Source organism: Bradyrhizobium sp. CCGE-LA001 (assembly GCF_000296215.2).
Lineage (GTDB): Bacteria > Pseudomonadota > Alphaproteobacteria > Rhizobiales > Xanthobacteraceae > Bradyrhizobium.
Window position 1 is genome coordinate 1597871 of record NZ_CP013949.1, and the last position, 20675, is coordinate 1618545.

The following is a 20675-nucleotide window of genomic DNA, read 5'->3' on the forward strand; positions in this document are numbered from 1 at the left end:
TCATTCCGGGGCCGCGCGTGAGCGCGGAGCCCGGAATCCATAACCACAGGCCATCGCAATAGGCAGGCGGTTAGACGAGGGCTCTTCCATCCGCCTGTGGCTATGGATTCCGGGCTCACTCGCTTTGCGAGTGCCTCGGAATGACAGACGCCTCACAAAATCGCGTGCGGCAGAAACCGTGAGCGGTTGCCCGTGATCGGGCTCTCGTCCTCGCGGATCGACAGGCCGCAGGGCGCGTGGTCCACCAGCCAGCTTCCGATCACCGGAAAGAAGCCGGAAAAATTCGGCAGCGGCGCTAAGGCCTGCCGTATGAAACCTTCGGCACCGTAGGGGCCTTCCTGCTCGTCGAGAGGCGAGCCGCCCGAGACCAGCGTGACATTGGCGCCTTCGCGCGACAGCAGCGGCTTGCGCACATAGGACGTGCCGAGCTCGGCGGCGCGCGGATCGTCCTCGAAGAAGGCGGGCAGCAGATTGGGATGGTTCGAAAACATCTCCCATAGCAGCGGCAGGATGCCCTTGTTGGACAGTACCGCCTTCCACGGCGGCTCGATCCAACGCGTCGATGAGTCCTTGAGCTTGGCGCCGAAGGCGTCGTGGAACATCCACTCCCAGGGATAGAGCTTGAAGGCCAGCGTGATGTCGCGATCGTCGAGGTCGACGAACCCGCCGCTTTCATCGCGCCAGCCGACGTGTTCGATGTCGAGCAGCCTGGTCGAGAGCCCCGCCTGGCGTGCGGTGTCTTCGAGATAAGCGAGCGTGCCGGCATCTTCCTCGTTGCCGGTGACGCCGGTGAGATGGATGTGCCGGCCGCCAGCGATCTCCTTCCACGCTGCGATCAGACGCTCATGGATGGAGTTGAACTGATCCGCGCGCGAGGGGATCATGCGGCGTTCGATCGCCTGTTCGAGCCAGGTCCATTGGAAGACCGCGGCTTCGAACAGCGAAGTCGGCGTATCCGCATTGTATTCGAGCAGCTTTGCCGGACCTTTGCCGTCGAAGGTCAGGTCGAGCCGGCCGTAGAGGCTGCGGTCGTCCCGCTTCCAGCTCTCCGCGATCAGGCTCCAGAACGCTTCGGGAATCTTCAGGCGGCGCAGATATCGTTCGTCACCGATCGCGCGGCCGGCAAGCTCCAGGCACATCGCGTCGATCTCGCCGGTCGGCGTCTCGATGCCGCGCTCGATCTCGTCGAGCGTGAAGCCGTAATAGGCGCGCTCGTCCCAGTAGCGGTCGCCGTCGATGGTGTGGAAGACGAAGCCGCATTGCGCTGCGGTTTCTCGCCAGTCGTCGCGCTCCAGACAAGTGATGCGCTGCATGGATCAGCCGCCGCCCGAGAAGCCATGGCCGAACGAGCCGAAGCCGCCGCGGCTCACGCTGCTGTGGCCGGAATCGGACGACGTTCCAGACGAGGAATGGCTCGAGGAGTCGCTGCTGAACAAGCTCGATCGCGACGACCACCGCGAGCTGCTACCGCCCGACGAGCTGCTGCTGCTGCTACTGCTGCACGTCGTGGTCGTCTGCCCCGGCACGGCGCCGGGCGTGGGCTCGCAATTCTGCCGCGGCATCAAGGTGTAGGCGGTGGTGCCGACCGCGATCGTGCCCATCACGAGCAGCGCGACATGGCCGGAGCGCTTGGCCTGGGGCCGTGGTGTCGCTGGCACCGATGGCAGGCGCTTGCCGAATTGCTTGCTGGCGGATTTGTCGGCCATGTCAGTAGATCATGCTGGCGGCATTCAGGAGGCCGGCGGCGAGCGAAGCCAGGCCTAGCCAGATCGCGGGCGCGATCTCGCCGGAGTCGATCCGCTTCGACAAGTTCGGCACCGGCACCTTCACGAGGAAGAACACGATGACCTGCACGACCAGTGCGATCGTCGCCCAGATCAGGCAGTCCAGCACGTTGGCCGAATGCGCGATGGCGCTGACCAGCGGCGCCACGAAGCCGAGCAGGCTGAGGCCGAGCGCGATCGCCGCGGCCGGCTGATTGTCTCGGATGAGCTGGAACTCGTTATGCGGGGTGATGCGGGTGTAAACGAACAGATAGGCCACGATGGCGATCAGCCCGGTGCAGAAATAGACCAGGAAGGCGGGCAGGCCGGCGAGTGATTGCAGGATCATCGTTCCCCCATCGTGCAGCGACCATTCGTCGGCGGGGGAAGGGTAGTGGTTCAAACATTAGAGAGGGGTGAAGTCGCGTCGGCGCAATTGCTGGACCCCTTCCAGCAAGCGGGAGAGGCGAAGACGCCCCAAAAAACAAAACCCCGCCATTTGCGGCGGGGTCCAGGCTGGGAGGAGCGAGCCTGACTGGGCTCGCGACGTAAACCCAGGATCAGGCGGGAATGCGCTCTTCGTGCTCGTGCGGCTCGCGCAGCACGTAGCCGCGGCCCCACACGGTCTCGATGAAGTTGCGTCCCTCGGAAGCGTTGGCCAGCTTCTTGCGGAGCTTGCAGATGAAGACGTCGATGATCTTCAGCTCGGGCTCGTCCATGCCGCCATAGAGATGGTTGAGGAACATTTCCTTGGTGAGGGTCGTGCCCTTGCGCAAGCTGAGCAGCTCCAGCATCTGATATTCCTTGCCGGTCAGATGCACGCGCTGGCCGCCGACTTCCACCGTCTTGGTGTCGAGGTTGACGACGAGGTCGCCGGTCTGGATGACCGACTGGGCATGGCCCTTGGAGCGGCGCACGATCGCGTGGATGCGGGCAACCAGCTCGTCCTTGTGGAAGGGCTTGGTCATGTAGTCGTCGGCGCCGACGCCGAGACCCTTGACCTTGTCCTCGATGCCGGCGAGGCCGGAGAGGATCAGAATCGGTGTCTTGATCTTGGAAACCCGGAGCTGCTTGAGCACGTCGTAGCCGGACATGTCGGGCAGGTTGAGGTCGAGGAGAATAATGTCGTAATCGTATAGTTTACCGAGATCGACGCCTTCTTCCCCCAAATCGGTCGTGTAGACGTTGAAGCTCTCAGACTTCAACATCAGCTCGATCGACTGCGCGACGGCGCTGTCATCTTCAATCAGCAAAACGCGCATGCCAGTTCCCCATAGTCGCCGCTCCTGGGCGTCAGGTCGGCCGCATTCGCGGCACTCAACAAAACGCCTTTGAACAACTGATTCGGATCCTGACAACAGATGGTTAACAAACTCTGATTCTGGAACGCAAGTCCCCCCGGTGCAATTTTTGTCGAATCGCCCTAAGGTCTTGCGCGTGAAGCAGCTTTCGTCACCGAGCTCCGTTCAAGTTCCACTTTAAGAGACGGGCCTAACCGACTCCCGCGACTCAGCCTTCTTCTGAAGGGAAGCCACGCTCAGTCTCAAAGACAGTGACGCAATGATTAATGATGCGGGTAAACACGAAGTTAAGCGCCGTTCAGAAATATGGCGAAACTTAAGGTTTTCACCGGGAAGTCCCGAATGACCCCAACGCGCCCCTTGATGAAGGCCCACCGATGAAGGCTCTGGCCGAACAGATCGGCGACATCGACGGCATCAACATCTACGGCCGCGTGGTCGGCGTGCGCGGCCTGATGGTCGAGGTGGCCGGCCCCATTCACGCCATGTCGGTCGGCGCACGCCTGGTGATCGAGACCGGCGCCAACCGCACCATCCCGTGCGAGGTCATTGGCTTCTCCGGCAACAACGCTGTCGTGATGCCCTTCGCCGGCCTCGACGGCGTACGCCGTGGCTGCAAGGCGGTGATCGCCAATGCCGCCAATCAAGTGCGGCCGTCGGCCGCCTGGCTCGGCCGCGTCGTCAACGCGCTGGGCGAACCGATCGACGGCAAGGGCCCCTTGCCGCAAGGTTCCTCGCCGATGCCGTTCCGCAACCAGCCGCCGCCGGCACATTCGCGCAAGCGCGTCGGCGCGCCGCTCGATCTCGGCGTGCGCGCGATGAACACCTTCCTCACCTGCTGTCGCGGCCAGCGCATGGGCATCTTCGCGGGCTCCGGCGTCGGCAAGTCGGTGCTGCTGTCGATGCTGGCGCGGAACGTCGATGCCGCGGTCAGCGTCATCGGACTGATCGGCGAACGCGGCCGCGAGGTGCAGGAATTCCTGCAGGACGATCTCGGCGAGGTGGGTCTTGCGCGCTCCGTCGTCGTGGTCGCGACCTCGGACGAGCCGGCGCTGATGCGCCGCCAGGCCGCGTATCTCACGCTCGCGGTCGCCGAGTATTTTCGCGACGAGAACCAGGACGTGCTCTGCCTGATGGATTCGGTGACGCGCTTTGCCATGGCCCAGCGTGAAATCGGCCTGTCCGCCGGCGAGCCGCCGACGGCCAAGGGCTACACGCCGACCGTGTTCACCGAGCTGCCGAAGCTTCTGGAGCGCGCCGGACCGGGCCTCGGCGAGGGCGCCATCACCGCGATCTTCACCGTGCTTGTCGACGGCGACGACCATAACGAGCCGATTGCGGACGCCGTGCGCGGCATCCTCGACGGCCACATCGTGATGCAGCGCTCGATCGCCGAGCGCGGCCGCTACCCCGCCATCAACATCCTCAAATCCGTCTCACGCACCATGCCGAAATCGGCCGATCCGCAGTTCTGGCCGACCATCCAGAAGGCGCGCGCGGTGATGGCGACCTATGCCGACATGGAGGAATTGATCCGGCTCGGCGCCTATCGGGCCGGCTCCAGCCCCGAGGTCGACGAGGCGATCCGCCTGCACGAGCCGCTGGAAGCCTTCCTGCGCCAACGCAAGGACGAAAATGCATCACTGGCGGACGGCTACCGCCAGTTGGCGCAAATCCTCGGGAATTTGGAAACGGAACGCTAACTTTGTCCGGTCATCATCCGATCCCACAGAGTAGCAGAGCCGGTCTTGGCCCTATCAGGGCCTGTGGGGAGACCGGTGCCGTCCCACGTGCAGCGAGGGGACTTCTGGGGAGTACGAGTCGATGAAGTCACGAGATACCCTCATCCGCCTGAAGAAGTTTCAGGTCGACGAGAAGCGCCGCCGGGTCACCCAGATCGAGACTATGATCGCCGACTTCCAGCGGATGTCGGTGGACCTCGAACGTGAGATCCAGACCGAGCAGGACCGCGCCGGGATCAACGATCCCTCGCACTTCGCTTATCCGACCTATGCCAAGGCCGCGATCCAGCGCCGCGAGAACCTGACCCGCTCGGCCGACGAGCTCAAGGGCCAGCTCGATGAAGCCAAGGCCGCGCTGGCCGAGGCCTTCGAGGAGCTGAAGAAGGTCGAGCTGCTCGACGAGCGCGACCAGGCCCGTGAGCGCGCCGAAGAGAACGCCCGCGAGCAGGCTGACCTCGACAGCATCGGCCTGATGCGCGCCCGCATCGGCGCGGTCGCCTGACGGCGACAGTCAGCCGGATCACCGATAAATCCGCAAAACCCGGACCCGCAAGGTCCGGGTTTTCGTATGTGCTGTCCACAGTGTGGCGCGGCGCCCCTTGGTGGTCGGCTTCGTCGCGCGCTATGGTGGTGCAGTGCCAGGGCTTGCGCGGAACGCGACGGCCCGCGTGTCGGGGGGCTGAATGCTGACGCCAGCAGAGCTGGTCGGGCTGATTGAGGCGGTGGCGAAGGGCGATCAGGCCGCGTTCGAGCGCCTCTACGTCGCCACGCGCGCGAAACTTTATGGCGTCGTGCTCCGTATCTTGCGCCGGCAGGATCTTTCGGAGGAGGTCATCCAGGAGACCTACGTCAAGATCTGGAACAGTGCCGGTCAGTTCAATCCGGCGCTGTCCTCGCCGATCACGTGGATGGCCTCGATTGCGCGCAACCGTGCCATCGACGTCGTGCGCAAGAAGTCGGAAGTTTCCATCGAGGAAGAGCCTCAGGCGATGGAGGTGGCTGCCGACAGTCCCGATCCGCTGGCGCGGCGGGAGATGACGGAGGAGTTGAAGCGGCTCCTGGAATGTATCGGCCGGCTCGAGCCGGACCGCCAAAGGCTCGTGCTGCTCGCCTATTACAACGGCTGGAGCCGCGAGCAATTGGCGGAGAAGTTCGCCACGCCCGTCAACACGGTGAAGACGTGGCTCCGGCGCAGCATGCTGGATATCCGGGAATGTCTCGGACTGTGATGGCTTGGATGACGAGGATGGTTCTGGACTGCAATTGATGGCCCACACGGAGGACCATATCGCGCTCGCCGCGGAATATGCGCTCGGCACCCTCGATGCCGACGAGCGCGCGCAGGTCGAGACCATGATGGCGGTGGATCCGGCGTTCGCCGAGATGGTGCAGGCCTGGGCCTTCCGGCTCGGCGTCCTCAACCAGATGGTGGGCTCGGTCGAGCCGCGTCCGATCGTGTGGGAGAATATCAGGTCGGAGATCGCGCGCACCGCGCTTGCCCAAGAGCCGCCTGCGCCTGCCGAAGCTTCGCCGCCACCACTTCTGCCCACCCCAGAATTGCCAACGCCGGAAACCGCCTCGTCGGACTCTCCGGCCGAGGCGGTACCGTCCCCTGAGCCGCCGCATGGCGAAGCGGAGCAGCCGGACACGCCGCGTCCCGCACCCGATGTCATCCCGGACATCGCGCCGCAATTCATCCCGCAGGTCCATGCGCCCGACCTCAACATCGTCCGCGCGCCCGAGGCGCCGGTCACCGGCGACGGCAATGTGATCCGCCTCGAGGGGCGCGTGAAGCGCTGGCGCAGCATTGCATCCGCCGTCGGCGCGCTCGCGGCCGCGCTGCTCGTGACGCTGTCGCTGCAGATCTTCCTGCCTGATGCGCTGCCGGGCGCCTTGCGTCCTGCGCCCCGCATCCAGACGGTGGAGGTGAAGACGCCTGCCGCGCCGCTCACCGCCTCTGCGCAATATGTCGCCCTGCTCCAGGGCCAGGCGGGCGGCCCCGCCTTCATCCTCACCATCGACGGCGCGACGCGAAATTTCACGGTGCGCAAGGTTGGCGCCACCCCGGAGCCCGGCAAGAGCTTCGAGCTCTGGCTGATCTCCGACAAGCTGCCGCGGCCGCGCTCGCTCGGCGTGATCGGTGCGAGCGATTTCACCGCGCGTCCGTTGCTCGCGTCCTACGATTCCGACGTCGTCAACGGCGCGACCTACGCCGTCACCGTCGAGCAGGCCGGCGGTTCACCCAATGGCGAGCCGACCTCCGCCCCGGTGTTCTCCGGCAAGCTGATCGAGACGGTGCCGCCGGCGCAAGCGCAGCAACAGCCGCCCGCCAGGAAGTAATTCCGTAGCCTGGATGAGCGAAGCGATATCCGGGACCAGCAGCCCCGCATGTCGCTTCGCTCATGCGGGCTGCCAGACGCTTCTGTCGCCAGGGTCCATTCCGCCGTCGCATCCCGACAAGTCCCGCCGAATCCGCTCGCGATTTGAACCTCCCTGCAGTCCGCGGCGTCAAATCCCCGGAATTTGCAGTCGGCGCCGCCGATCGCGGAGCTGGAGAGGGCTAGAAATCAGATGGATGCAGCGAAAGCGCCCGGCATCTTCATTCACCAGTATGCGGGACTGCCGCACGGCCCGGCCTTCGAGCAATGGCGCGAGCGGGCGTTCGGCTCCTGCGGCCTCGATATCGGGCCGAGCCAGGGCGACAGCATCGATTGCCGGCTCCAGGTCAGCATCGTCGACAACATCGCGCTCGCGATTCCCGAAGGCGCCTCCGCGCAATATTCGCGCAGGCAGAGCCACCTTGCCGACGGCAGCGACGATCTCGTGCTGATTGCTGCCCATGCGGGCCGCATCCGCGTCGGGCAGAACGGCCATACCGTGGATCTCGAGCCGGCGCAGATGGTGCTCGTCGACATGAGCATCACCGGCACCGTCGGCCACACCGACCAGAACCGCTTCACCAGCATTCGCATGCCGCGCCGCGCGCTGCTCGACATCAATCCGCGCGCCGAGGAGAAGCTGTCGCAAGTGCTCTCCGACGGTGCGGTGGCGGAGACCATCTTCCGCTACCATGCGCTCGCCGCCAGTCAGGGGCCGCATCTCGATGCCGTCGGCCAGCGTCTGACCGCGCAGCACATGGTCGATCTCGTCGGCCTCCTGCTCGGCACCGACGCCGAGCATGCCAGCCTGGCGCGCGGACGCGGGCATGCGGCGGCGCGTCTCGATCTCATGCGCGCCGACGTGATGGCCGCACTCGGCCGCAACGATCTCTGCCTGTCCGAGATCGCGGCGCGTTCGGGCCTCAGCCCGCGGCAGGCGCAGCGCCTGTTCGAGCAGGCCGGCACCACCTTCACCGAATTCGTGCTGGAGCAGCGCCTGCTCCAGGCGCGCAAGCTGCTGTCCGATCCCCGTGCCCGATCGCGCAAGATCAGCGACATCGCGCATTCCTCGGGTTTCGCCGATCTGTCCTATTTCAACCGGGCCTTCCGCAAGCGCTTCGGTGCAACGCCCTCGGAGCTGCGCGGGGCGTAAGTCGCGAACTTGTGCAGCGGCGCGGTATTGCGGCATTTGGTCGGTGCGGGTCGTTGAGCTATAGTCGCCCGCGCGGGCAGACCGCTGAATGGCTTTGGAAAGTGTAGTAGGCGGACATGGCGCGTATCGTCGTGCTCGGCGCCGGGTTTGCAGGTCTGTGGGCGGCCATCGGCGCCGCGCGCAAGCGCGACGAGATCGGCGCGAACGGCGACATCGAGATCCACCTCGTCGACCGCAATCCCTATCACAACATCCGCGTGCGCAACTACGAGGCCGATCTCGGCGAGGTCGCTTTGCCGCTGCCGCAGCTGCTCGACCCGATCGCTGTCAGCCATGGCATCGGCGAGGTCGAGGCCATCGATCCGGCACACCGCGAAATCTCGCTGGTCACGAGCCGCGGTGAGGAGACGCTGCACTATGATCGCCTCGTGCTAGCGCTCGGCAGCGAGGTGATGCGTCCCGACATTCCAGGCTTTGCCGAGCACGCCTTCGACGTCGACACCTATGCCGCAGCGCTCCGCCTCGAGGATCATCTCGTTTCGCTCGGCCGCAGCGTGCCGGCGCCGGGTCGTTCGACGGTGGTGGTGGTCGGCGCGGGCTTCACCGGCATCGAGGTCGCAGCCGAGATGCCGGCGCGGCTCGCGCATGCGGGCATCAGCGGCAGCCGCCGCATCATCCTGGTCGATCCCAATCCTTCTGTCGGCGCGACCATCGGCGCGCAGGCGCGTCCCGTCATCGAGACGGCCCTGGCCTCGCTCGATGTCGAGATGCGGCTCGGCGTGCGCGTCGCCTCAATCGAGGCGGCCGGCGTGCATCTGAGCTCGGGCGAATTCATTCCGGCGCAGACGGTGATCTGGTGCGCAGGGATGCGCGCAAGCCCCTTGGCGGCAAGCTTTCCGGAGGCGCGCGATCGTCTCGGGCGTCTGCTCGTCGATCCTTTCTTGCGGGTTGCGGATGTGCCTGGCGTGTTCGCGGCCGGCGACGTGGCCTCGAGCGTGGTCGACGGGCTGCATCCGACCGTGATGTCCTGTCAGTTCGCACGTCCCATGGGCCGCTTCGCCGGCCACAACGTGGTCGCCGATCTCGCCGGCCTGCCGATGCTGCCGCTTCGGATCGACTGGTACGTCACGGTGCTCGATCTCGGCGGTTGGGGCGCGCTCTACACCGAAGGCTGGGACCGCGAGGTGCGCGCCACCGGCGCTGCGGCGAAGGCGACCAAGGAAACCATTAACCGCAAGCGCATCTATCCGCCGCTGACGGGCAGCAAGGAAGAGCTGTTCGCGGCGGCCGCGCCGACCGTGCAGGCGCCACCGCCGACGTACGGGGTGCAGCCGCGGAATTGAGCTGGCGCGTGGGCCTAACAAGCGAAGCGACGAAACGAAGGCGACAGGTGGCGCGGCCGGCTGCGGCGGAGCGGCTGCCAGCCATTGTCCGCTCGCCGGTCTCTTAGCCGACTTCGCGGTTCGCTGCCGAGAGGTCGCCTTCTGACTCTTACCAGCAGTCCCTAGTCGCGCACAAAAAGCCTCTGATTTGCTACATCGAGCGTCTTACCGACTAACGATGAGGGTGGGTCCGCGCTAAAGATAATTTCGAGGCCATCAACTTTGTCTATTACATCAGGCGGAACCTGATTTTTTGCATATGCTCCGAGAACCCAGCCAGCGCCTTCGCTCTTCCAATTCGTGTCGTTTGGCTTCTTAGATTGCCGCTCTTTTGCCCACCCAATCCATGCGATTTGGTGACCTTCGGGCATCGTTCGTCGCACCTGCCGCATAAACGTTTTCACCAACGCCAAAGCCGAATTACTGAGCCGTACCGATCCGAGGGGTGGGGCGCCATTTCGAAATGCTTCGTCACTCTCCTGAGTGCGATGCTGTTTTCGCAGATGCTGAGCCAAGTCAGATGCCGCGCGTCGATCAGACTGCGGAGTGGCGTGTAGGCCGCCAACCGGCAAGCAAGTCAGCGCAAGAACAAGAACTTTCGTACAGCGATAGGAGCGCATTACATGGCCCCAGATTTATGATGACGCGGCGGTTCCGGTGCACAACTTTAAAGCTATCTGCGGCCAACGCACTCGGTTTTGAATTGCCCGGTTAACGGAGCGTTGCAAGGTTGCTTACGCGCGTAGGACGACAAGCTGGTGGGCCATCAGTGGTGTATAGCGGACTAGGTTTGCTCAGGCTGAGCTCTTCGCATTTTGACCGTCAGCAGTCATCCCGTCGGGAGGGGGACCAATCTCTTACGTTGAGTTGGGGACGGCCCTTATTCGGTGCTCGCCGAGCGTTCCGGTTACCTCCAACGGCTCAGCTGGCCCGGGCCGTCTTCTGACGAGCCGCACGGCGTCGATGTAGGGATTTGACGCGCGATGTCGCTCCAGATCCGAGCAAAGCGCATCCACTGCCGCTCTATCAAAATTGACCTCGGGAGGGTCTAGCTGCAAGTCAGTCTGGACCACCAAAACCGTTTTCGTGCCATTCGCGTCAATGACGTATTCCACGTCAACGGAGAGCGCGTTTCGGTCGGTTATCATTTGAACCTCGTGACTAGGGCCGCTGGCGGCCTCCCCATATCAAACCAAGCCTGCGATGTCGCCTAGTGGCCCGAAGCGAATCTTCGCGGCGATGCGCCGTGGGCCGGTTTTGACTCTAATCGGACATCGGCTCTAGCCCGCGAACAACCCGTCATGCATTGATGGGTGGCTAATGGCCACTTGGGGGCACCCTTGGCAGGTGACAGGCTGCCGCCTCCTCAAATTATTTTTTGTGCCGCGACCCCGGCGCCGGGTTTGCGCCCTCTTATCTGGGTGAATGCGCCATAGCGGTGCGTCACGAACCGGAGCACAGAACCATGTGGTATCGGAAGAACGTTGGCGGGTGGGAGCGCACGGCGAGGCTGATCGGCGGGGGCTTGATGGTCATCTGTGGCGTGGTTGCGCTGCACGCTTCGCCGCTCGGGCTACTGCTCAGTGGCGCGGGTGTCGTGACGCTGGCCACCGGCGTGTTCGGCTATTGCCCTGCCTGCGCCATCGCCGGGCGCGAGCCACTGAAGGGGTGACTGCCATGGGGCGCGTATCAAACGATCTCTTGCTCGCGGCGCAGTCGGGCGACCGGCACGCGCTCACACAGCTCCTGGTGGCGCTGCAGCCGGACATTCGACGCTACGCCCGACGCCTTTGTTACCGCGCCTCGGTCATCGAAGATGTGGTGCAAGAAGCACTCATAGTCCTGTACCGGCGCGTGGGCACGATCCGCAGTCCGGCCGCACTCGTTGGCTGGCTGCTAACCGTCATCGCGCGCCTTTGCATGCTGCCGGCGCTGATGTTGATGCGCGGCGTCGAGGAGCTCTCCAGCCTGGAAGAGTCTCGTGAACTCGCAAAGGTCCCGCCGGACGAGTTACGCATAGACCTGGTCAATGCGATCGAGTCGCTTTCGCCGTCGCATCGCGAAGTGCTGCTGCTGCGAGATCTCGAAGATCTGACGATCGGGGAAATCGCCCGGCGGCTTGGCGTGTCGCGCGAAGCGGCCAAAAGCCGCCTGCGCCGCGCCCGTGCGTTGGTGCGCGAATACTTGCTCAACACAAAGGACAGCGGACGAGAGAGCACATGAACTACTTTCGTGGGATAGGCATGTTCGGGAGCGCTTTCCTGGCCGCGCACCTGATGCGCGGCGCAGCTGCGGCGGCGCTGCTCGCTTGGGCCATCGTCCACCAGACCGCGCACCCTTGGCTATCCCTGGGCGGGGGCGTTGCCGCTCTGGTCGCGTTACGCGGATGCCCGATGTGCTGGACTGTGGGCTTGGTCGAGACACTTTCGCAAGGCGGCCGCGATTCGACCATCGAACGCGGTGACCGGACATAGCTGCACTAACATTGCAACAGGACGGGAGGGGCGCATGTCGAAGATCACAGCAATCCTGGGTTCGGCCCTGTTTTTCCTCGTTGCACCGGCGATGTTGGCGGGCGTCATCCCATGGTCGGTCACGCATTGGGAGTTTCGACCACCCTTTTTAGCCCTCGAAGCGACACGTTTGGCTGGGCTCGCGCTCATTATTGCCGGCGTGCCTGGTTTGTTGGATTCGTTCGCGCGCTTTGCGCTGCAGGGTCTGGGCACGCCCGCGCCGATCGCGCCACCACGCAATCTCGTCGTGAGCGGATTGTATCGCTACGTGCGCAATCCGATCTATGTCGCAGTCGTCGCCGTCATTCTTGGTCAGGCGGTGTTATTCGCTGACTGGCATCTCCTCGGCTACGGCGCGTTGATCTGGCTCTTCTTTCAAGTTTTCGTCGTTGCCTATGAGGAGCCGATGCTTCGCCAAAACTTCGGAGCCGAGTATGAAAGCTATTGCGCTAATGTGCCGCGCTGGCTTCCCCGACTCACTCGCGCGCCGTCTGACCGATTTGATGCTGGGTGAAGTCGAAACTTCTGTATCTGGCCCTTTGTTGACGTTGTTTCGCGGGCCCGCAATGTCGGCTCTCGGTTCGACTCAACGGCCGCTGTGCAAACTTCTCACTGCAACTCCGCACAGTGGACCTCAGGTGCCGGCGGGCGCCCGGTCTTCCCTGCCCTTTTAGGTGACGAAGCAAAGCTCGGGCGAAATGCGCCGCGAGACTGCGAAAGTGTGTCTGCGTTATGATGAGGCGCCCGTACCCCAAGCACCGTCATTGCGAGCGTAGCGCAGCAATCCAGGCTGCTTCCACGGAGGCAGCCTGGATTGTCTTCGTCGCGAGAGCTCCTCGCAATGACGAGGGCGAGGTGCGAGTTCGCAATCACCCGACATACCCCAGACGTGAGAAAGCGCCCGTGGGGGGCGGGCGCTTTCTGTAGTCGACTTGGGGTTGGGGTCGTCTACATATCCACGTGGCGACTTTGGGGGGCTGGTAAAGAGCCGCGTGAATTCAAAAAACTCGTCAGATCTCCTTAGCGAACGAGGGACGCGTTCGAGCTGGTGATAACGACCGGCTTGCCGGCCTTGATGACGCGGGCCGTCTCGGTCAGACCTTCATCCGAACCCGTCGTACGTGCCGTGATGCCGAGGCCTGCCACCGCGATCCCTGCGACGAGGGCCACGACCACAATTTTCAGATGGGTCGAGCGATCTGCGCTGTAGATCGAGTGGTTCATGGAAGGCTCCTGCCGCCATCTACCCGAAGTGGTCGCCCGCCGGTTCAGGCAGGTTCATGCTTCCGGTGCCCAACAACCTAGTATTGGGCGGATTCGTTCCCAAGGGGCGATCACAAGAGCGTGAAATGACGTGAAAGATCGCGATCAAAAGCGACCATTGATCGTTCGATTATATAATTATTTCAAAGATGTAATGTGCTTTCGCGTCGTCTTTTCGCCGTTTGGTCGACAAGGCGCCAGGAACTCAAAAACCATTTGCCTGTGGCTGAAAAACACACGGCTTCTTAAGGCAAATCAGATGCTTCCGACGGTTTTCAATCTCGCCCTGGGGTGGATTTCGGCCTGCGACAGCACCGTCGTCTGGGCGCGGAACCGCTCGACCAGGGAGCGGACGAAGGGACGAATTGCCGCAGAGGTGACCAGCACCGGGGCCTCGCCCTCGCGTGCGGCGCGCTCGAACGCCTCGCGCACGGCGGTCATGAACTCCGACAGTTTCGAGGGCTGCATCGCGAGGCTGCGCTCCTCGCCCTGGCCGATGATCGACTCGGCAAAGGCCTGCTCCCAGCGCGCCGACAGCGCGATCAGCGGCAAATAGCCGTTGTAGGAGGTGTTTTGCGCGCAGATCTGGCGCGCGAGGCGGGCGCGGACGTGCTCGACCATGGTCGCGGGATTGCGCGAGAAGGCGAGCGAGTCGGCGATGCCCTCGAGGATGGTCGAGAGGTCGCGGATCGAGATGCGTTCGGCCAGCAGCAATTGTAGCACACGCTGGATGCCGGAGACGGTGACCTGGCCCGGCACGATGTCCTTGACCAGCTCGCTCTGCTCCTTTGGCAGCTCCTTGAGCAGCTTCTGCACCTCGCCATAGGAGAGCAGGTCCGACATGTTGGCCTTGAGCAGCTCGGTGAGGTGGGTCGAGAGCACGGTCGCGGCGTCGACGACGGTATAGCCCTTGAGCGAGGCCTCCTCCTTGAGGCTGGCATCGACCCAGGTCGCGGGCAGGCCGAAGGTCGGCTCGGTGGTGTGGATGCCGGGCACCTGCACCTGGCTTCCGCCGGGGTCCATGACCATGAACTGGTTCGGCCAGATCTTGCCGGTGCCGGCGTCGACCTCCTTGATCTTGATGATGTAGGTGTTGGCCTCGAGCTGGACATTGTCGAGGATGCGCACCGCCGGCATCACGAAGCCCATCTCGATCGCGAGCGAACGGCGCAGCGCCTTGATCTGCTCGGTGAGGCGGTCGGTGCCGTCCGGGCCGTTGACCAGCGGCAGCAGCGCATAGCCGAGCTCGATCTTGAGATCGTCGATCTTGAGCGCAGCCGAGATCGGCTCCTCGGCGGCAGTGGCGCCCGGTGCACCCGGCATGCCCGGAGCAGGGGCGGCATTGGCGGCTTCCTCGGCCTTGACGGCGGTCTTCTTGTGGTTGCGGGCGTTCCAGGCCAGCGCGCCGGCGCCGGCGCCGAGTGCCAGGAAGGGGAGGGTCGGAATGCCCGGCAGCGCCGCCAGCACCAGCATCACCGCCGACGACATCGCGAGCGCCTGCGGATAGCCGGAGAACTGCTTCATCAGCGCCTTGTCGGCGGCGCCGGAGACGCCGGCCTTGGAGACGAGCAGGCCGGCCGCGGTCGAGACGATCAGGGCCGGCACCTGGGTGACGAGGCCGTCACCGACGGTCAGGAGCGTGTAGGTGCGGCCGGCGTCGGCAAAGGACATGCCCTGCTGCGCCACGCCGATGATCATGCCGCCGACGACGTTGATGAAGACGATGAGCAGGCCCGCGATGGCATCGCCGCGGACGAATTTGGAGGCACCGTCCATGGCGCCGAAGAAGCCGCTTTCGTCCTCCAGCTCCTTGCGCCGCTCCTTCGCGACCTTCTCGTCGATCAGTCCGGCGGACAGGTCGGCGTCGATCGCCATCTGCTTGCCGGGCATGGCGTCGAGGTGGAAGCGTGCGGCGACCTCGGCGATGCGGCCCGAACCCTTGGTGATGACGATGAAGTTGACGATGATCAGGATGGCGAAGACGATGATGCCGATGACGAAATTGCCGCCCATCACGAAGTTGCCGAAGGCTTCGATGACGTGGCCGGCGGCGGCCGTGCCCTCGTGCCCGTGCGACAGGATCAGGCGGGTCGAGGCCATGTTGAGCGACAGGCGCAGCATGGTCGAGATCAGCAGGACAGTCGGGAAGGCGGAGAATTCCAGCGGCGCCTGGATGAACAGCGAGGTCATCAGGATCAGGATCGAGAGCGTGATCGAGATCGCCAGGAACAGGTCCAGCACGATCGCGGGCAGGGGCAGGATCAGCACTACCAGGATGGTGAGGACGCCGAGCGCCAGCGCGATGTCGCCGCGCTTGAGGATGGTGACGATGTCGTTGAGGGAGGGGATCGAGGGTCGTGCTGCGCCTACGCCCTGTCCTGCGGTGACGTCGACCATGCTAGCTGCCTCCCCGCGCGACTGCCGTCCACGCGCCCCAAACGTCTGCGCGGCGGCCGAGGGGCCGCCGTTCCTAAAGTGAGGCACCGCACTGGCGTCCACGGGAGCTCCCGTTCTACGCGGCCGACGACACTCGACTTCACCCGGCAATTCTTGCCGGGTGTATGGTTAGCAAAGAGTTAACGGAGGGGAGGGAGGAGTCCGGGAGGGGGTGTTCGGGGTGTTTCGGTCATCTGGCGAGGGAAGACTTCGTCATGCCCGGGCTTGTCCCGGGCATCCACGTTCTTGGTGCCGCGTGGCAAGGCGTGGATGGCCGGGACAAGCCCGGCCATGACGTCTTGGAACCTTCAGCGGATTACTTCGCCTTCTCCACCCTGGTCACCGTGTACCCCGACGCCGCCTCCTCGGCCTCGAAGGTGATCTTGTCGCCGACCTTCACCTGCTTGAGCATCGCGGGATCCTTGACGCGGTAGACCATGGTCATGGGCTCCTCCATGCCGAGGCTCTTGGCCGGTCCGTGCTTGAGCGTGATCTTGCCAGCGCCCTCGTCGATCTTCTTGACCTCGCCGCTGATCGATGCGGCTCCGGCCGCGAGCGCTCCAGTGGCAACGCTCAATGTCAGCGCCAGCGCGGCAGTGATACGGATGATGCCGTTCATGTGAGTGTCCTTTCGCATTACTTGACGGTGACGTGGCCGACCATGCCGTAATCGCGATGGTCGGGAATCAGGCAGGAATATTCGAATTTGCCGGCCTTGCTGAACTTCCACAGGATCTCGGCGGTCTTCTTCGGCGCGAGCCGCACGCCGTTGGGGTCGTCATGCTCCATTTGCGGATGCTTCTTCATCTCCACCGCATGCGCGAGATTTTCCTTGGTCGTGGCGAGCAGGAATTCATGGTCCTCCTTGCCGACATTGCGCAGCACGAAGCGGATCTGCTCGCCACGCTTCACCTCGATTTTCGCCGGTGTGTAGTCCATCTCGCTCATCAGGATCTCGATGGTGCGCGCCGGCTTCTTGGGATCGCCGGGCTCGCCGGCCGAAAAGCTCGCGTGCTTGTCGTGGGCAAGGGCCGGCGCGATCGAGAGCGCGGCCAGCGTGAGGCTGAGCTTGATGGTGGTCTTCATCGTGGTCTCCAGTTGGTGATTCATCGAACGCTCACATCTTCATCTTCTTCATCGGCGGGCTGTCCGGCTTTTGCCGCGCCGGCTCCGCGGCGGGTGCCGCCACCTCATAGGCGACGGTGCCTTGCGGGAACTTGTACGGGCCGGGATCGCGGTAATCGTCGCGCGCGAGGTCCTCACGGATCTTCATCACCGTGAACATGCCGCCCATCTCGATCGGCCCGAACTGGCCGGTGCCGGTCATCATCGGCAGCGTGTTGTCCGGCGTAGGCATCTCCATGTTGCCCATCGCCATGCCGGTCGAGCCCATCGCCATGCCGTCAGGCGCGAGCTTGCCGACGGCGTTGGCGAGATCCTTGCGCGAGACGCCGATGAGATTGCGCACGTCGTGTCCCATCGCGTTCATGGTGTGGTGCGACTTGTGGCAATGGAACGCCCAGTCGCCGGGGTTGTCGGCGAGCACATCGAACACGCGCACCGCGCCGACCGGCACGTCCGTCGTCGTCTCCGGATATTGCGCGCTCTCCGGAATCCAGCCGCCGTCGGTGCAGGTCACCGCGAAACTGTGGCCGTGCAGATGGATCGGATGGTTGGTCATACTGAGATTGCCGATGCGCACGCGCACCTTGTCGCCGAGCCTGACCGGCAGCGGATCGATGCCGGGAAACACCCGCGCATTCCAGGTCCACATGTTGAAATCGGTCATCTCGTTGACGTGCGGCAGGTAGGTGCCGGGGTCGACGCGATAGGTGCTCATCACGAACACGAAGTCGCGGTCGACGGGCCGGAAGCTCTGATCGCGCGGGTGCACGACGACCATGCCCATCATGCCCATCGCCATCTGCACCATCTCGTCGGAATGCGGGTGGTACATGAAGGTCCCGCTCTTCTTCATCTCGAATTCGTAGACGAAGGTCTTGCCCGGCTGGATGTGCGGCTGGGTCAGTCCACCGACGCCGTCCATGCCGCTTGGGATGATCATGCCGTGCCAGTGCACGGTGGTGTATTCGGGCAGGCGGTTGGTGACGAAGATGCGGACCCTGTCGCCCTCGACCGCCTCGATGGTCGGGCCCGGCGACTGGCCGTTGTAGCCCCACAGATTCACCTTCATGCCCTCGGCGAATTCGCGCACCACGGGCTCGGCAACGAGATGGAATTCCTTCCAGTCGCCGTTCATGCAGAACGGCAGCGACCAGCCGTTCAACGTGACCACGGGACGATAGTCCGGACCGCTGGTGGGATGCAGCGGCGGTTGCATCACCACCTTGTCCATGGTGGGCGCTTCCGGAATCGAAGCGGCCTGCACACGGCCGCTGATGGTTGACGCGCTGGCGAGCGCTGCGGTGCCCAAGAATCCTCGGCGGGAAAACATATTGGTCTCCATCTCAGTGGCCGCCGCCATCGGCAGGTGCTGCCGCGGCGATGGTGGTCGGATTGTCGCCGCCCGCGGCCGGAGTGCCGCCGCCATTGACGGTGGTCTGCAGGTCGGCCTGGGCGAGGAAGAATCTTTGCCTCGCATCAATGGCGCCGCGCAGCGCGGCGAGGCGTTGCCGCGCCTCGGTCAGCAGCGCGAAGATGTCGACCTGCATGCTGGAGAAGCGCAGCTGCATCTCCTCGGTGATGATCTTGCGCAAGGGGATGATCTCGCGCTGATAGTGGCTGGCGATGTCGTAGCTGGAGCGGTAGACGCGATATGCGTCGCGCGCCTCCGAGCGCACGTTGACGGCGCGCTCGGTCAGGCGGTTGAAGGCGAAATTGTAGGTCTCGGCCGCCTGGCGCACGCGCACCTCGCCGCCGTCGAAGATCGGAATCTGGAACTGGACGTCGAAGCCGCGCTCGCGGAACGGCGGCCCTTCCGGATCCTGGGTGCGACGTGAAATGCCGGCGAGATCGAGCAGCGTGACGAAGCGTGTCGCCTCGGTGAGGTTCAGTGCCTTCGCCAGCGCGGTCAGCTCCAGCCGCGCGATCTGCAAGTCAATGCGGTGAGCGACCGCATCGGCTTCAATCGAAGGCAAGCTCAGCGGCCGGCGCGGCAGCGGCGGCAACGCGTTCGGCAGACGGAAGTCGAGGCCGCCGTCCCACAGCCCCATCAGGCGCGCAAGCCTTTCGCGTGCGCTCGCCGCCATCTGCCGTGCGGTGGCGAGGTCGGCGGTGGTCTCGGCGTAGAACACCTGTTCGCGGGCTTGATCGAGCTTGTTGAGCGAGCCGGTCTCGCCGAGCTTGACCGCGAGCTGCGCGGTCGATTCCGCCGTCGCCTTCGCATCCGTCAGCAAGCCCACCATCTCGTTGCCGGCAACGGCGCGCCAATAGGCGCGGCGGACGTCGGCGGCGAGCCGCAGCGTCGCCAGCGCCGCACGCAACTGGGCCTGGCGGAAACGCTCGCGGGCGATATCGGAGCGGAACGGCAGGGTGGCGAGCGCGAGGATGTCGCCGACCACCTGGCGCTCGATCTCGCTGGCGCCATTGCCGGTGATGCGCGAGACCGCGAACACCGGATTGGGCGGCAGGCTCTGCTCGACCAGGTCGGTCTCGGCCAGCGCCAGCTCGTTATAGGCCGCTTGCAGGCCCTTGTTGTTCAGCAGCGCGATCTGCACGGCGGTGTCTGCGGTCAATGTCCGCGACAGCAGCTGGCGCACGCGAGCGTCGATTGCGTCGGCTCCTTCGGCCGTTCGCACGAAGGCGACGTCCTTGTTGATGCTCTGGCTCGTCAGCTCCGCGACAGTGGTCATGCCGCTGTCGGGCGAGAACGCGGCGCATCCGGAGACGCTGATCGCGGTGAGGACGAGCAGGCCTCGCCCAAGATGGCGTGTCATGGCGCGCTCCTAGCGGTCTTGCTTGGGTCGCGGCGCGACGTCGTCGTTGCGGTCGCGCCACGGCGCCGGCGTCGCAGGCCGCAGGCTGCTATAGGGCGCAATGGTCGAGCGATAGCCGACGGGCGCCACCTTCGCCGCGGGATCGGCCGGATCGGCGCTGGCCACCTGGGTCGTTGCCGGCATGCAGCCGGACAGCGCCAGCGCAGCAAAGGCCAGCAGCGGCCAATTGAATGGAAAGTGTCGTCCACGCGCCGCGGATGCGGCGGCGAACTTCGCCGGGGAAAGCGTAGTCATGATTCATCCCTGATCTGAAAGACCACAGGTTCGCGCGCGCAAAAGCGCGCTCGGCCCGAAATCGTCGTGTCAGATCAGGCGATGGGAGGACGGTAGTGCTGGGGCGGTACCGTGCTGCGCAGGCTGGCCGCGATCTCGGGCGCGCAGGCGGACGCGGGGAAGAGCGGCTTGGCGACGCTGGGCAAATCAGCCGGCAGCGCGCTGACGCACATCATCGCACAGCAAGGTCCCACGGTCCCCTTGCCGCCATGATGATGCGGAGCGGGTGCGTCCTGTGCCGCGGTCTCGTGATGCGCATGCGCTCCCGAATGGTCATGCGAGGGAACGCCATGCTCATGGCTCGCTTGCATCTGGTGATGCACCGGCACGAGATCTGCCTCATCCGCAAGACACGGTGCCGCACCGCTGCTCCAGGCGAGGGCTGCCGCCGGCGCGAGCACACAGAACAGATAGGCGAGGGCAACGAGGCGCCCCACCCTGATCCGCATCGATCGCGTCATTCTCAGCAACATTCCGCAGTTGTGCTCCTCGCGCGGCAATGTTGCACACGCTGA

At 64.5% G+C, this 20675-nt stretch carries 22 protein-coding genes; 10 read left to right on the plus strand and 12 right to left on the minus strand.

Annotation, left to right across the window (positions count from 1 at the left end):
- Window positions 1-152: 152 nt before the first annotated feature.
- The 4 genes from BCCGELA001_RS07680 to ctrA all read right to left on the minus strand — a co-directional run bounded on the left by BCCGELA001_RS07680 (window position 153) and on the right by ctrA (window position 3025).
- On the minus strand, window positions 153-1313 hold the full coding sequence (locus BCCGELA001_RS07680) for a glutathionylspermidine synthase family protein (protein WP_060734984.1): 1161 nt from the start codon (window positions 1311-1313) through the stop codon (window positions 153-155).
- Between the two features lie 3 nt (window positions 1314-1316).
- Window positions 1317-1706, minus strand: coding sequence for a hypothetical protein (locus BCCGELA001_RS38720; protein ID WP_008566014.1), 390 nt, complete (start codon window positions 1704-1706; stop codon window positions 1317-1319).
- A gap of 1 nt (window position 1707) precedes the next feature.
- Entirely contained in the window at window positions 1708-2112 is a 405-nt protein-coding gene (locus tag BCCGELA001_RS07690; protein WP_008566016.1) for a DUF350 domain-containing protein, read from the minus strand.
- Between the two features lie 211 nt (window positions 2113-2323).
- On the minus strand, window positions 2324-3025 hold the full coding sequence (gene ctrA / locus BCCGELA001_RS07695; protein ID WP_008138878.1) for a response regulator transcription factor CtrA: 702 nt from the start codon (window positions 3023-3025) through the stop codon (window positions 2324-2326).
- 416 nt (window positions 3026-3441) lie between these two features.
- Here ctrA and fliI point away from each other — a divergent pair, with 416 nt between their 5' ends.
- The 10 genes from fliI (at window position 3442) to BCCGELA001_RS07750 (ending at window position 12746) form a co-directional block, all read left to right on the plus strand.
- Complete coding sequence (fliI, locus tag BCCGELA001_RS07700) at window positions 3442-4767, plus strand: flagellar protein export ATPase FliI (protein ID WP_060734985.1); 1326 nt, start codon at window positions 3442-3444, stop codon at window positions 4765-4767.
- Window positions 4768-4888: 121 nt separating this feature from the next.
- The gene (gene fliJ / locus BCCGELA001_RS07705; protein ID WP_008562039.1) at window positions 4889-5308 is read left to right on the plus strand and encodes a flagellar export protein FliJ; all 420 of its coding nucleotides are present in this window, start codon (window positions 4889-4891) and stop codon (window positions 5306-5308) included.
- A 181-nt stretch (window positions 5309-5489) separates the two neighbouring features.
- Window positions 5490-6035, plus strand: a complete 546-nt coding sequence (locus BCCGELA001_RS07710; protein ID WP_008562037.1) for a sigma-70 family RNA polymerase sigma factor — start codon at window positions 5490-5492, stop codon at window positions 6033-6035.
- A gap of 37 nt (window positions 6036-6072) precedes the next feature.
- Complete coding sequence (locus BCCGELA001_RS07715; RefSeq protein WP_060734986.1) at window positions 6073-7146, plus strand: anti-sigma factor; 1074 nt, start codon at window positions 6073-6075, stop codon at window positions 7144-7146.
- Between the two features lie 231 nt (window positions 7147-7377).
- Window positions 7378-8337 (plus strand): helix-turn-helix transcriptional regulator, encoded by a 960-nt coding sequence (locus BCCGELA001_RS07720; protein WP_060734987.1) that lies wholly within the window; start codon window positions 7378-7380, stop codon window positions 8335-8337.
- Window positions 8338-8453: 116 nt separating this feature from the next.
- Window positions 8454-9680 carry an NAD(P)/FAD-dependent oxidoreductase gene (locus BCCGELA001_RS07725; RefSeq protein WP_060734988.1) on the plus strand — a complete coding sequence of 409 codons (1227 nt, stop codon included), beginning with the start codon at window positions 8454-8456 and terminating at the stop codon, window positions 9678-9680.
- 1504 nt (window positions 9681-11184) lie between these two features.
- Window positions 11185-11391 (plus strand): YgaP family membrane protein, encoded by a 207-nt coding sequence (locus BCCGELA001_RS07735; protein WP_063921138.1) that lies wholly within the window; start codon window positions 11185-11187, stop codon window positions 11389-11391.
- A gap of 5 nt (window positions 11392-11396) precedes the next feature.
- Entirely contained in the window at window positions 11397-11942 is a 546-nt protein-coding gene (locus BCCGELA001_RS07740; RefSeq protein WP_060734990.1) for an RNA polymerase sigma factor, read from the plus strand.
- Window positions 11939-12193, plus strand: coding sequence for a hypothetical protein (locus BCCGELA001_RS07745; RefSeq protein WP_008562002.1), 255 nt, complete (start codon window positions 11939-11941; stop codon window positions 12191-12193). The genes BCCGELA001_RS07740 and BCCGELA001_RS07745 overlap by 4 nt, the downstream gene beginning before the upstream one ends.
- Before the next feature lie 34 nt (window positions 12194-12227).
- Complete coding sequence (locus BCCGELA001_RS07750; protein ID WP_060734991.1) at window positions 12228-12746, plus strand: methyltransferase family protein; 519 nt, start codon at window positions 12228-12230, stop codon at window positions 12744-12746.
- A gap of 506 nt (window positions 12747-13252) precedes the next feature.
- On the opposite strand, the gene BCCGELA001_RS07755 is transcribed toward BCCGELA001_RS07750, so the two are convergent.
- The 8 genes from BCCGELA001_RS07755 to BCCGELA001_RS07790 all read right to left on the minus strand — a co-directional run bounded on the left by BCCGELA001_RS07755 (window position 13253) and on the right by BCCGELA001_RS07790 (window position 20621).
- Complete coding sequence (locus tag BCCGELA001_RS07755; protein WP_008561998.1) at window positions 13253-13456, minus strand: hypothetical protein; 204 nt, start codon at window positions 13454-13456, stop codon at window positions 13253-13255.
- Between the two features lie 294 nt (window positions 13457-13750).
- A complete protein-coding gene (flhA, locus tag BCCGELA001_RS07760) occupies window positions 13751-15892 on the minus strand; it encodes a flagellar biosynthesis protein FlhA (RefSeq protein ID WP_060734992.1) in 2142 nt (713 codons plus the stop codon).
- Between the two features lie 355 nt (window positions 15893-16247).
- Window positions 16248-16550, minus strand: a complete 303-nt coding sequence (locus tag BCCGELA001_RS07765; protein WP_008561995.1) for a copper-binding protein — start codon at window positions 16548-16550, stop codon at window positions 16248-16250.
- A gap of 17 nt (window positions 16551-16567) precedes the next feature.
- The gene (locus BCCGELA001_RS07770) at window positions 16568-17017 is read right to left on the minus strand and encodes a cupredoxin domain-containing protein (protein WP_060737546.1); all 450 of its coding nucleotides are present in this window, start codon (window positions 17015-17017) and stop codon (window positions 16568-16570) included.
- A gap of 31 nt (window positions 17018-17048) precedes the next feature.
- Window positions 17049-18386 carry a copper oxidase gene (locus BCCGELA001_RS07775; protein WP_060737547.1) on the minus strand — a complete coding sequence of 446 codons (1338 nt, stop codon included), beginning with the start codon at window positions 18384-18386 and terminating at the stop codon, window positions 17049-17051.
- Window positions 18387-18399: 13 nt separating this feature from the next.
- The gene (locus tag BCCGELA001_RS07780; RefSeq protein WP_060734993.1) at window positions 18400-19827 is read right to left on the minus strand and encodes a TolC family protein; all 1428 of its coding nucleotides are present in this window, start codon (window positions 19825-19827) and stop codon (window positions 18400-18402) included.
- Window positions 19828-19836: 9 nt separating this feature from the next.
- On the minus strand, window positions 19837-20121 hold the full coding sequence (locus BCCGELA001_RS07785) for a hypothetical protein (RefSeq protein WP_008567774.1): 285 nt from the start codon (window positions 20119-20121) through the stop codon (window positions 19837-19839).
- 74 nt (window positions 20122-20195) lie between these two features.
- A complete protein-coding gene (locus BCCGELA001_RS07790) occupies window positions 20196-20621 on the minus strand; it encodes a hypothetical protein (protein ID WP_236840827.1) in 426 nt (141 codons plus the stop codon).
- Between the last annotated feature and the right edge of the window lie 54 nt (window positions 20622-20675).